Raw genomic sequence first — 10,886 nt, 5'->3', positions numbered from 1 at the left:
GCGATCACGCCAGGAAGAAGGACGACGAAACGGCCAGAACACCGAACACGAACGACCCCGCGAGCAACTCCGGCACCCGGAACAACCGCAGCTTCGCCATGAACACCTCGCCCGCCGCCAGCAACGCTCCCAACACCGCGACCTTCACGACGAACGCGACAACACCGATGACCAACGCGACCGGCGAGGCAGAGGTGGCGATCCCCCACGGAACGAACAGGTTCACCCACAACCCGAGCAGCAGCGTCAGCCGCAGCGCCGATGCGAACTCGACCAGCGCGAGGTCGCGCCCGGAGTACTCCAGCACCATCGCCTCGTGGATCATCGTCAGCTCGAGGTGGGTCGACGGGTTGTCGACCGGCAACCGTCCCGCCTCGGCGATCACCACCACGGCCAGCGCGACCGCCGCGAGCAACGTTGCCGGCGACAACACGTCCGCCGGCGACCGGTTGCCGCGCTCGACGATGGCCGCGAGGTTCGTCGACCCGACCCGCGCCGACAAGGCGAACCCGGCGAGCAGAATCGTCGGCTCGGCCAACGCAGCGACCGTGATCGCCCGGCTCGCGCCCATCCCGCCGAACGCCGTACCGGTGTCCAGGCCCGCGAGCGCGAGCGCGACCGTCCCGAGCAGCAGCAGCGCGACCACCGCGAACAGATCCGCAACCCCGTCCAACGGCGAAACCGTCGCCACGAACGGGCCGACCGCCGCGATCACCAACGTCGTCGCGGTCAGTACGGCGGGCGCCGCGACGAACACCCAGCTCGACCCCTCCGGCGAGATGGGCTCCTTTCGGAACAGCTTCCGCAGATCCCGCCACGGCTGTCCGATCCCGGCGCCCGCCCGTCCTTCCATCGACGCGCGCACCTGCCGCAGCAACCCGACGAGGTACGGCGCCAGCACGATCAGCACCACCAGCTGAATCACCGCGCTCATGTCACCAGCCCCACGACGACCAGTACGGCGATCAGCCCGAGCAGCCCCAGCGCGAGGTAGCGGTGCACGCTCCCGTTCTGCAACCGGCTGAGCCAGCGCCCGACGCGCAGACCGCCCGCCAGCACCGGCGGGTACAGCAGGTCCTCGAGGCGGTCGTCGACCCGCTGCCGGTACCTCACGCTCTGGATCAGGTACTCCGATTCCGCGTGATGCGTCACGTCGACGTCGGACTCGGGCCGCAGTACGTCGTCGAACACCCGCGTCAGCGGCTCCGCGAACGAGGTCGCGGTGTACTCCATCCGCGGATCGAGCCGCGTGCCACCGCAGCCCCACACCAGCGACCGCCGCCGCGGCAGGCCGCGCCGGATGACCACGGCCACCAGCGCCGCCGCCACGACCAGGCCGACGAGGATGAGCAGCGGCGACATCCGCCCTTCGACACCGTTGAGGCGGAGCGTCACCACGCCGCGCAACGGATCCTCGCCGCGGACGGTTGGCAACGTGCCGAGCAGGGCGGTCAGGGCCGGGCCGAGCGCCGCCGGGACGATCGCAAGCACGGCACACGCGACCGCGGCCAGGCCCATCGCAAACCTCATGGTCACGGGCGATTCGCGCGCGTCGGCGGCCTGCACGGAACGCGGTCGCGCGAGGAACCCGACACCGAACGCCTTCACAAAGGTCGCGACGCCGAGGCCGGCCGTCAACGCGACCACCCCGACCGCGAGCGGCATCGCGACCGCGACCACCGTGTCCGCGCCGGGCAGCCCGTGGATCAAACCCTGGACGAGCAGCCATTCGGACACGAACCCGTTGCCAGGTGGAAGCGCCGCGGCCGCGAGCGCACCGACGCCGAACAGCGCCGTGGTCACGGGCATCCGCGACACGAGCCCGCCGAGTGCGTCGAGGTCGCGGGTCCCGGTCGATCGCAGTACGGACCCTGCGCCGAGGAACAGCAGTGTCTTGAAGCCGGCGTGGTTCACCGCGTGCAGTACGCCCGCCGCGATCAGCAGGCTCGCGAGAGTGCGGTTGCCGCCGGACGCGAACATCCCGCCCGCGCCGACGGCGAGCATGATCAGCCCGAGGTTCTCGGTGGTCGAGTACGCGAGGAGACGTTTCAGGTCGGTCGCAACGCTCGCCTGCAGTACGCCGTACACCGCCGACAACGCGCCGATGATCAGGACGAGCAGCCACCACCAGCGCGGACCGCCGCCGAGCAGGTCGAGGCCGACGCGGAGTACGCCGTACACACCGAGGTTCACCATCGCCGCCGACATCAACGCGGACACGTGGCTCGGCGCCTCGGGATGGGCCTTGGGCAACCAGACGTGCAGCGGCACCAGACCGGCCTTGGAGCCGAAGCCGATCAGGATCAGCACGAAGACGACCGAGCGCGTTACCGGCGTCAGGTGCGCCGTCCGCAGGGCGTCGAAGGACTCGTCGCCGGCCTTGGCGGCGAACAGGACGAGAGCGAGCAGGATCGCGACCAGGCCGGCGTGGGTCATTGCCCCGTACCAGACACCCGCATCACGGACCGCCGGGCGGAGGCGGTGTTCGGCCAGGACCAGCGCCAGCGAGGTGAGCGCCATCAGCTCCCAGAGGACCAGGAAGGTCGTGACGTTCGCGGCGGCCGGGACCAGGATCATCGCGGCGGCGAACAGCGGCAGCAAGGCGTGTTCGGTCCGCGAGGCGTGGTCGGCGTACCCGATGGCGTACAGCCCGGCGACGACCGCCACGCCACCGATCAGCGCGCAGAACATCCCGGACAACGCGTCGACGTGGATCGATGCCTCGCTCAACGGCAACAGCTGGCGTACCCGTACGTCGTACGTCTCGCCGCTCAGCGCCGCGACTCCGGCCACAACGCCCAGCGCGCCGACGAGCGCCGTCGAGACCCCCGCGACCACCGCGCGCGGACGCGGCCCGAGCAGTGCAGCTGCCGACGCTCCGAGCCCGGCGACGGTCGGTACGCCGAGCAACACCCACCCGATCGTCATCGCCCGGTCAGGTCGCGGAGCGCTTCGACGATCTGCGGCGGCTCCGGTGGGCAACCGCGGACCACGACGTCCACCGGGATCACGTCGCTCACCGCACCTTCGACGCCGTACCCGCCGGCGAACACGCCGCAGTTGTGCGCGCAGTCGCCGACCGCGACGACCTGCTTCGGCGCCGGCGTCGCGTCGTACGCCTTGCGCAGCGGATCGGCCATGTTCCGCGTCACCGGACCGGTCACCAGCAGTACGTCGGCGTGCCGGGGCGAGGCGACCAGGCGGGCGCCGTACCGCTCCGCGTCGTACACCGGACCGAAGGCGGAACCGATCTCGATCTCACACCCGTTGCACGAGCCGGCGTCGACGTGCCGCACCTGAACGGACCCACGGAACACGGCATCGCGCCTCGGCTCCGCGTCCGGCGCGGACTCCGCGACCCGGCCGGTCGCCCGGATCTTCCGTAACAGGCCTCTCAACGAACCACCCTCCACACGCTGCGCAATGCATGCGATCATGAATTGAAGAATTCTGCAACTCGTGATCGGAGTGAGCCCGCGATGGACACGTTCAGCGCCGAACTGGGGCAACGGATCACCGCGGCCCGGGCCGCACTTCGGTCCGCCCGGGAGGCCGGCGACCTGGATGCCGAGCGCGTGTACGCCGGTGAGCTCGACAGCCTCGTGCGGCTCGCCCGGGAGAACGGCGTCAGCGTCCCCGCGGATCCGTCAGAGTGAGCCGGAGAGCCAGCGGGCGGCGACCTTGAACTTGTTTTCCAGGCGGGCCCGGACGGCGTCGGCGACCAGTTGCTCGAGGGTGCCGCGGACGACCGGGACCGAGGCGGTGATGTGCAGGTCGAACGCCTGGGTGGTGCCGCGTCCCGCCGGGAGGATGCGGGTCGAACCCGTCACCTTCACCGACGCGCCGGTGACGCCGGGGGCTCCGGTCAGGCCACCGTCGACGTCCGCCTCCCGCGCTCCGTCGACGCCGGCCCGGTGCCACAGCTTGGACTGCGCCAGGACGAGCTTCGGCCCGACGAACCGGCGCGCCACCACCGGCACCTCCGGGACCTGCCAGTGGACCTGCACCGCGACGTCGTCACCCTTGTCCCCCACCGACACGTCGTACGACTGAACCCGCAACTGCTGAAACACCTGCTCCTGGAAGGTGACGTCGGTGATCATCGCGAAGACTTCCTCCGGAGAGGCGTCGTAGGTCGTGGCGAGAGACAGATCCATGCGGCCCATCTTGCCCCGCTGCCCGGACCAAACACTCAGCGGAAGGGTGGTGACACCGTGCGCGACTTTCGGTAATCTTTTCGTGATGTTCAACGCGTAGCTGACTGAGAACGGGGCTTGGGAAGCGCATGCACATCAACACCTTCGCACCGGGCGGTGCGTAACCGACACATGTCCATACAGATGGCCGCACAGACGGCCGCGAGCACCGCCACCGTCCAGACCGATGACGACGAACACGATCTGATCCGGCTCGCCCAGGCGGGCGACACGGCCGCCTTCGGGCAGCTCTACGATCGGTACCTGCCGTCGATCTACCGGTACACCTACAGCAAGACCTCGTCCCGCAGTGCGGCCGAGGACCTGACCAGCGAGACGTTCCTGCGGGCGTTCCGCGCGATCGCCCGCCGGCCGCGGGCCCAGCTGAACTTCGCGGCCTGGCTGGTCACGATCGCGAGGAACGTGGTGATCGACCATCACCGCTCCGGCTGGAGCCGGCTGGCGATCGTCACCGACGAGGTCGACCCGCGGGTCGACGACGCGATCGGGCCCGAACAGGCCGCGCTGGCCTCGGTCGGTGAGGCGTCGCTGCGCGGCGCCATGACCCGGCTGCCGGACGACCAGCGCGAGTGTCTGTTGCTGCGGTTCTTCGCCGGTCTGTCGATCAGCGAGACGGCCGCCGCGATGGACCGCACCGACGGCGCGATCAAACAACTCCAGTTCCGCGCCACCAACAGGCTGCGGCGAATCCTCGAGGAGCTCTAGACGACCACTATTGTGGAGCCGTGGAAACGCCGCTGTACCGGGTCAAGGCCGAGTTCTTCAAGACACTCGGTCATCCGGCGCGGATCCGCGTGCTCGAACTGCTCAGCGAACGGGACCACTCGGTCGCCGAGATCCTCACCGACGTCGGGATCGAGCCGACCAGCCTGTCACAGCAACTCGCCGTACTGCGCAGGTCCGGGCTGGTGACGAGCAGCAAGAACGGGTCGACCGTCATCTACTCGCTCACGAGTCCGGAGGTCGCGGAGCTGTTGCGGGTCGCGCGGTCGATCCTGACCGGCATGCTGTCCGGGCAGGCCGAACTCCTGCAGGATCTCCAGGAACCGCTCGCGGCATCGAAGGATCGCCGTCCGTCGAGCAACGGAAGGCGTCCGCGGCGCACGGCCTGAGAGACCGCTGAGTCTTCGAGTGGCCGGTTCGTGAAGGCACCCGAAACACGGGACGGCAGTCCTTGCGCCACCTCCTACCTTCCGGTAGGAAAATGCGGGCCCAATCAATTCATATCTCACGGGGAGATATCGCATGAGCAACTCGTACGAAGAAGATCAGCCCAACGAGAGCCAGTACGGCGAGCAAGGTGGTCGGGAGGATTCCGGCGACAACTACGGTTCCGGGGACCAGGGCAACGACTTCGGCCAGGATTCCAGCGGAGGGGAATCCGGCGCGGACTCGTACGGCAACGACCGCGGTGGCGACAGCGAGTACAACCAGGGCGGGGATTCCGACCGCTCCGGCGACGACTCGACCGGTGGCGACTACGGTCAGCGCGAGGACTCGGGTAGCGGCTATGGCTCGAGTGACGAGAACGAGCGTTCGTCCGAGGGCGGCTACCAGGGCTGATCGCATGTCGTGACCGAGGCGGTCGTGGAGACGTCCACGGCCGCCTCTGGCGTACTCAGGGCCCGGAACGCCCGCACAGCAAGGGATCTAGTCCGCTTCGGCCGGTTCGGACGTGGCGAGCTCGATCAGCCGTTCGGCCACCAAGGCGCAGCGTTCCTCGGCGCCGCGGGAGCCGCTGGTGAAGCGGAGCCGGGCCGTGGCGGTGAGGGGTTCGGCGCGGACCTCGATGATCGCGCCGCCCGGGCGTGCCTGCACCTTGATCCAGATCCGGACCCAGCCGCCGAGGCCGCTGCGGAGCCGGAGGATCAGTTCGTCCTCGGGGCGCCAGCGTTCGACCAGGGCGACGGTCAGGTGCCGGTTCTCGGCGTGCCGCATCCGCGGTTCACGGCCGTCGTACCGCTGGACGACACTGCCCTTCTGCGGCCAGTTCGGTCCGGCGCGCACCTGTGGTGGTACGGCGACCATCCATTCGGCGAAGGTCGCCGGGTCCTGGATGACTGCCATGACAGCGTCCACGCCAACGGCGCCGAACCGCCATGCCATCACCATCGGAAGCCGCTTCCCTGTTCGCAAACACGTACCGGTCCCGTGTCTATCAGGTACCACCCCCGGTCGGCACCTTTCACACGGCCCGCTGAACCGTCAGCGAACTGCGGCGAACATCACGTCCGGAAGTGTGCGGCGTCCAAGGCCGACTGCAGGGAGCGACGGTATCCGTCGGAGGTGAACGTTGCCCCCGACACCGTGTCGATGTGCGCGCCCTGCGCGGCCAGCGCTTCCTGCCGGAGCTGCGGCAGCGCGAACGAACTGATCTCCCGGTCCCGGCCGCCGGACGACGGGTAGACAAGCGCTTCGACCGCGACCAGCCGGTGCGCGCGGACGGTGATCCGGACCTGGACGGGTCCGTACCGCGTACCCTCCGACGTACCGTTCACCGTCACGTCGCCGGTACCGGAATGCACGACCCCGGGCGCGGCCGCGACGGCCGCCGGATGATCGACCCGGTTCGTGCTCGTCGGGTAGAGGAACAGCAACACCAGCAGGACACCGGTACTCCCGCCGACGACGAGGTTGCGCCGCAGCCGGGTCATCGGCCAGGTCCTGTCTGGTGGTCCAGCGCCGTAGCGAGGAGGTGCTCGGTGCGGTGCATCGCCGCGCGGGGGCGAAGGTCTCGATGCGGAGCATCGTGGCCTTTGCACCCGTGCGGCGAGGTGCCGTGCCGAGTGCCCCGCAGTAGGCGATGGATCACCTGACAGGGCCTAAGTGCGCGGCGTCGAGCGCGGACTGCAGCGACTGCCGGTAGCCGCCGGAGGTGAAGGTCGCCCCGGAAACCGTGTCGATGTGGGCGTTCTGCGCCGCCATCGTCTCCTGGTCGAGCTGCGGTACGGCGTATCCGTTGATCCGGTCGGTCTGCCCGTCGCCACTCGGATGCTGCAACGTGTGAGCCTTCACGATCCGCGATCCCCGCACGGTGATCTCCACCTGAACGGGCCCGTACTGCGTCTGCACAACAGCCCCCGCCACGACGATCGAGGTGCTCGCAGGCGTCGTCGCCGCCGGAGTTCTCGTCGGGGTCTTCTCCGGAGTTCCCGCAGGAGTTGTTGCCGGCGCCGGTGTGGAGGTCTGCGTCGGTGGTGCGGAGCGCCTGGCGTCGCGGCTGGCCGGGCGTGCGGAGCGAGCCGACCTGTGCACCGGTGTCCCGGTGCTCACGATCGCGGCCTGTCCGGTCGTCGTGGTGCCGGGCTGCATGCTGGCCTTGAACGCCACCGCGACCACCGCCGTCGTCGCCACCGTCATCAGCAGTCTGGTTCCGCGCCTCACGCGGTTTCTCCTCTCACCATGAGAACCGTTCCTGGTGCAGCTGGTTCGCCGGCAGCCCGACCGCGACGACCGCCTTCGCGACGGCGTCCATCCAGCGGTCCGGCCCGCAGACGTACACGTCGTACGACTCGATCCCCGGCACCAGCCGTCGTACGGCGTACTCGTCCGACCACGCCGACGCGCCGTCCGGCAGCCACGACACCCGGCGACGCAGCCGCGGACCGAGCAGGTAGTGCACCGCGATCCCCCGTCGTCCGGCGAGCTGCTCCAGCTCCTCGCGGAACACCAGATCCTCGGCACTGTGCGCTCGGTAGACGAGGACCGCGTTCCCCGGTTCGTACTCGAGTTCCTCCAGCAGCGCGCGCAGCGGCGTGATTCCGATGCCGCAGGCAAACATCGCGACCCGGTCGGTGACCCGCCGCTCGGCGGTCAGCCGGCCGTACGGTCCCTCGACCACGACGCGGGTACCCGGGCGCAACCACGCCAGCCGGCTGCTCCCGTCCCCGGCGGCCTTCGCGGTGACCCGAAGCCGGTCGGGCGCCGGCGACGCCGACAACGAGTACGGGTTGCCGCGCGACCAGCCCGGCCCGTCGAGGAAGCGGAAGACGAAGTACTGCCCGGCCCGCACCGGCATCCGGTGCAGCCCGCGGCCACCCAGTACGACGGTGACGACGCCGGGCGCCTCGTGGATCACCTCACGCACCGTGAGCCCGTGCCGCAAGGTCCGCCAGGCCGGCAACAGCAGGCGGTACAGGACGATCGCTCCGGCGGCGACCCCGTACGCCGTCCACCAGTACAGGCGCGCTAGGTGCGAGGTGGTGAAGTCGGCGCCGGTCCAGATCTCGTGCGGCACCGACAGTCCGACACCCACGTACGCGTACAGATGTAGCAGATGCCACGACTCGTACCGCAGCACCTTTCGTGCGGCCCGTACCGAGGTCACCACGACGACGGTCAGCGCGATCGCCGCGGCGGTCGCGAGCAGCATCCCGCCGTACGTCGTCACCACCGTCCAGGTCTCGTGCACCAGGTCGTTGTGGTCGCGCAACGTGTAGCCGACCAAGATCAGGGCGATGTGGACGAGCAGCAGGTTGAACGACCAGAACCCGACCAGCCGATGCCGCCGCGCCAACTCGTCCTGACCGTAGCTGCGTTCGATCATCGGGACCCGCGCCATCAGGAAGACCTGCACAAGCAGCAGGTCCGCCGCCACCAGGCCCGACAACCGACCGAGGGACGTGATCAAGTCCGCCGGTCCACTCGTCAGGTTCTGCAGCCCACGCCCAGAGACCCAGAGCGCCACGACCACCAGCACACTTCCCCAGCACAGAACGCCCACCAGATCCCGCCACCACCCGGGGGTGCGCCGGATCCGGCGCCGCAACCGCACCCGCGACCGACCCCGCTCACCCGCCGCACCCGCACCGCTCCGACCTCCAGGCGCCTCCCCCGCACCCGCCGCAAACGCACCTCGGGCGGGCGGTGCCGGGGGTGGTTTGTGGGTCGTCATGCCTCCGACGATGCCTGGGGATTCTTAGCCGGTTCTTGGAGGGCGGGCAGGACCAACTCGAAGGTGGCACCAACCTCGCTCGGGACCAGCCGGAGTTGCCCGCCCAGGCGATTGGCGACGTCGTGGGCCAGGGCAAGGCCCAGCCCGTAGTGTGCGCGACCCCGGCGTTGGCCGCTGGAGTCGAAGCGGCGCAGGACCCGTTGGGCCGCTTCGGGCGCCAGGCCGGGGCCGGTGTCGCTGACCGAGAGGATCACGTCCCGGCGCTGACGGCGTACGGCGAGCCGCACCTCGCCACCACGCGGGGTGTGATCGATCGCATTGTCCACCAGCGCGATCGCGGCCCGCCGGATCGCGTTCGCGGACCCGAGCGCAGGCGCGGTGTCGCGATCGGACGCGGACCGCAGCCGTACCCCGACCTGTTCCGCGTGCGCGCTCGCCGCGTCAACCACCTCCCGCGCGACACTCACCAGGTCCACTGGCTCGTGCGCCTCCGACCGTCGCGGATCAGCGGCGGCCAGGAGATCGTCGACGATGCCCGTCAGCCGCCGCGTGTCGCGGATCACGCCGTCCGCGTCCTCGAGGACCTGCTCGCTTACCCCGTCGCGGTGCAGCGCCCGCCCGAGCAACTGCGCCCGCGTACTCAGCAACGTCAGCGGCGTCCGCAGCTCGTGCCCCGCGTTGGCCACGAACGCGCGCTGCAGCGTCAACGCCTGCGCCAAAGGCCGTACGGCGCGACGCCCGATCAGCACGCCCAGCAATCCGGCGAGTACCAGCGCCAGCACCGCCGCCAAGCCCATCGCCTGCAGCATCCGCACCCGCTCCCTGTGCGCGGACGCCAGATTCAGGACGGCCTGTACGGGCCGTCCCTTCACCAGTCCGGTCGCGATCCGGAACTCCCCGTCGTCGTCCTCGATCGTCGTCATCGCCACCTTCACCGCGGCGTCGGACCGGAGCGCCGCCAGATCGGGCTTCAGGTCAGCCGGGAGCCCAGGGGACGCCGACCCGCCCATCACCAGCCAGGTCCCGGCGGGCGGATCGCCGACGTCGTCGGCGGTGGCGATCGCGGACCGCAGCAGGTCGTCGGCCGCACCCGCCTGCCCGCGCACCATCACGACCGTGACGAGAGCGATCAGCAGCAGCATCGCGGCCGCCACCAGCGCCGCGGCCTGGACGGCGACGCCACGCGCCGCCCGCCGGACCAGCACCTCGTCGCCGATCGGACGCCCGCTCATGTGCCGCCCAACCGGTACCCGAGCCCGCGGACCGTACTGATCACGCCCTGCCCGAGCTTCCGCCGGCAGTAGTGCACGTAGGTGTCGACGACCGTCTCCGACTCGGCGTCGTCGAAGACGCGGTCCAGCAGATCGGCCCGGCTGAACACGACCGCTGGCCGCGCCGCCAGCAGTCCGAGCAGATCCGCCTCTCGCTCCGAGAGTTCCACCCGCCCACCCGTGGCCAGCTGCACCGTCCGGCTCGCGAGATCCAGCAGACCTCCGGGTACGGCGAGTTGCACGGCGTGATCGAGATGCCGTCGCAGTAGCGCCCGCACGCGCGCCAGCAGTTCGGTCAGCTCGAACGGCTTCGTCAGATAGTCCTCCGCGCCCGCGTCCAGCCCTTCGACGCGGTCCTCGGTACTGTTCCGCGCCGACAGCACCAGCACCGGCGTACCGACCCCGGGGGTGTGGAGCCGAGTAAACAAACCCGGCCCCCCCCCAACGGGAGAGCAACCACACACACCCACCCCGTCGACCCGACAGGCCAGCGAGAGAAAAAAC

Annotated in this window: 14 protein-coding genes; 4 read left to right on the top strand and 10 right to left on the bottom strand. The window is 70.0% G+C overall.

Features of this window, described 5'->3' with window-relative positions; genetic code table 11:
- Window positions 1-4: 4 nt before the first annotated feature.
- From ACZ5BU_RS24485 to ACZ5BU_RS24475, 3 genes are read right to left on the bottom strand one after another with little or no spacing between them, the layout of a single operon-like run.
- Entirely contained in the window at window positions 5-934 is a 930-nt protein-coding gene (locus tag ACZ5BU_RS24485; RefSeq protein WP_465702431.1) for a respiratory chain complex I subunit 1 family protein, read from the bottom strand.
- Complete coding sequence (locus ACZ5BU_RS24480; protein ID WP_465702430.1) at window positions 931-2,928, bottom strand: proton-conducting transporter transmembrane domain-containing protein; 1,998 nt, start codon at window positions 2,926-2,928, stop codon at window positions 931-933. Before ACZ5BU_RS24480 ends, ACZ5BU_RS24485 begins: the two co-directional genes overlap by 4 nt.
- Window positions 2,925-3,398, bottom strand: coding sequence for an NADH-quinone oxidoreductase subunit B family protein (locus ACZ5BU_RS24475; RefSeq protein WP_465702429.1), 474 nt, complete (start codon window positions 3,396-3,398; stop codon window positions 2,925-2,927). The genes ACZ5BU_RS24480 and ACZ5BU_RS24475 overlap by 4 nt, the downstream gene beginning before the upstream one ends.
- Window positions 3,399-3,479: 81 nt before the next feature.
- Between ACZ5BU_RS24475 and ACZ5BU_RS24470 the strand changes: the two genes are divergently transcribed.
- Window positions 3,480-3,656, top strand: a complete 177-nt coding sequence (locus ACZ5BU_RS24470) for a hypothetical protein (protein ID WP_465702427.1) — start codon at window positions 3,480-3,482, stop codon at window positions 3,654-3,656.
- On the opposite strand, the gene ACZ5BU_RS24465 is transcribed toward ACZ5BU_RS24470, so the two are convergent.
- A complete protein-coding gene (locus ACZ5BU_RS24465; protein WP_465702426.1) occupies window positions 3,648-4,157 on the bottom strand; it encodes a DUF2505 domain-containing protein in 510 nt (169 codons plus the stop codon). The two genes, ACZ5BU_RS24470 and ACZ5BU_RS24465, sit on opposite strands and share 9 nt — an antisense overlap.
- A gap of 183 nt (window positions 4,158-4,340) precedes the next feature.
- On the opposite strand from ACZ5BU_RS24465, the gene ACZ5BU_RS24460 reads away from it, so the two are divergent.
- The 3 genes from ACZ5BU_RS24460 to ACZ5BU_RS24450 all read left to right on the top strand — a co-directional run bounded on the left by ACZ5BU_RS24460 (window position 4,341) and on the right by ACZ5BU_RS24450 (window position 5,780).
- Entirely contained in the window at window positions 4,341-4,922 is a 582-nt protein-coding gene (locus ACZ5BU_RS24460) for a sigma-70 family RNA polymerase sigma factor (protein WP_465702424.1), read from the top strand.
- A gap of 20 nt (window positions 4,923-4,942) precedes the next feature.
- Window positions 4,943-5,329 carry an ArsR/SmtB family transcription factor gene (locus ACZ5BU_RS24455; RefSeq protein WP_465702422.1) on the top strand — a complete coding sequence of 129 codons (387 nt, stop codon included), beginning with the start codon at window positions 4,943-4,945 and terminating at the stop codon, window positions 5,327-5,329.
- 133 nt (window positions 5,330-5,462) lie between these two features.
- Window positions 5,463-5,780 (top strand): hypothetical protein, encoded by a 318-nt coding sequence (locus ACZ5BU_RS24450; protein WP_465702420.1) that lies wholly within the window; start codon window positions 5,463-5,465, stop codon window positions 5,778-5,780.
- 87 nt (window positions 5,781-5,867) lie between these two features.
- On the opposite strand, the gene ACZ5BU_RS24445 is transcribed toward ACZ5BU_RS24450, so the two are convergent.
- From ACZ5BU_RS24445 to ACZ5BU_RS24420, 6 genes are all read right to left on the bottom strand, one after another.
- Window positions 5,868-6,284, bottom strand: a complete 417-nt coding sequence (locus tag ACZ5BU_RS24445; protein WP_465702418.1) for a hypothetical protein — start codon at window positions 6,282-6,284, stop codon at window positions 5,868-5,870.
- A 158-nt stretch (window positions 6,285-6,442) separates the two neighbouring features.
- Window positions 6,443-6,871, bottom strand: a complete 429-nt coding sequence (locus ACZ5BU_RS24440) for an FMN-binding protein (RefSeq protein WP_465702416.1) — start codon at window positions 6,869-6,871, stop codon at window positions 6,443-6,445.
- Window positions 6,872-7,025: 154 nt separating this feature from the next.
- Window positions 7,026-7,601 (bottom strand): FMN-binding protein, encoded by a 576-nt coding sequence (locus tag ACZ5BU_RS24435; RefSeq protein WP_465702414.1) that lies wholly within the window; start codon window positions 7,599-7,601, stop codon window positions 7,026-7,028.
- Between the two features lie 13 nt (window positions 7,602-7,614).
- Entirely contained in the window at window positions 7,615-8,940 is a 1,326-nt protein-coding gene (locus tag ACZ5BU_RS24430; RefSeq protein WP_465702412.1) for a ferredoxin reductase family protein, read from the bottom strand.
- 167 nt (window positions 8,941-9,107) lie between these two features.
- Window positions 9,108-10,343, bottom strand: a complete 1,236-nt coding sequence (locus tag ACZ5BU_RS24425) for a sensor histidine kinase (RefSeq protein ID WP_465702411.1) — start codon at window positions 10,341-10,343, stop codon at window positions 9,108-9,110.
- Window positions 10,340-10,810, bottom strand: a complete 471-nt coding sequence (locus tag ACZ5BU_RS24420; protein ID WP_465702409.1) for a response regulator transcription factor — start codon at window positions 10,808-10,810, stop codon at window positions 10,340-10,342. The genes ACZ5BU_RS24425 and ACZ5BU_RS24420 overlap by 4 nt, the downstream gene beginning before the upstream one ends.
- Window positions 10,811-10,886: the final 76 nt, after the last annotated feature.

The sequence above is a fragment of the Kribbella sp. NPDC031520 genome, assembly GCF_055580825.1.
Note: the sequence above shows the minus strand (reverse complement) of the source record. Positions and strands in the feature narration are given on the sequence as shown.

Bases quoted from the DNA above. Each gene is read 5' to 3' on its own strand.
- ACZ5BU_RS24485 (WP_465702431.1), bottom strand. From the start codon at position 934: ATGAGCGCGGTGATTCAGCTGGTGGTGCTGATCGTGCTGGCGCCGTAC.
- ACZ5BU_RS24480 (WP_465702430.1), bottom strand. From the start codon at position 2,928: ATGACGATCGGGTGGGTGTTGCTCGGCGTACCGACCGTCGCCGGGCTC.
- ACZ5BU_RS24470 (WP_465702427.1), top strand. From the start codon at position 3,480: ATGGACACGTTCAGCGCCGAACTGGGGCAACGGATCACCGCGGCCCGG.
- ACZ5BU_RS24465 (WP_465702426.1), bottom strand. From the start codon at position 4,157: ATGGATCTGTCTCTCGCCACGACCTACGACGCCTCTCCGGAGGAAGTC.
- ACZ5BU_RS24460 (WP_465702424.1), top strand. From the start codon at position 4,341: ATGGCCGCACAGACGGCCGCGAGCACCGCCACCGTCCAGACCGATGAC.
- ACZ5BU_RS24450 (WP_465702420.1), top strand. From the start codon at position 5,463: ATGAGCAACTCGTACGAAGAAGATCAGCCCAACGAGAGCCAGTACGGC.
- ACZ5BU_RS24445 (WP_465702418.1), bottom strand. From the start codon at position 6,284: ATGGCAGTCATCCAGGACCCGGCGACCTTCGCCGAATGGATGGTCGCC.
- ACZ5BU_RS24440 (WP_465702416.1), bottom strand. From the start codon at position 6,871: ATGACCCGGCTGCGGCGCAACCTCGTCGTCGGCGGGAGTACCGGTGTC.
- ACZ5BU_RS24425 (WP_465702411.1), bottom strand. From the start codon at position 10,343: ATGAGCGGGCGTCCGATCGGCGACGAGGTGCTGGTCCGGCGGGCGGCG.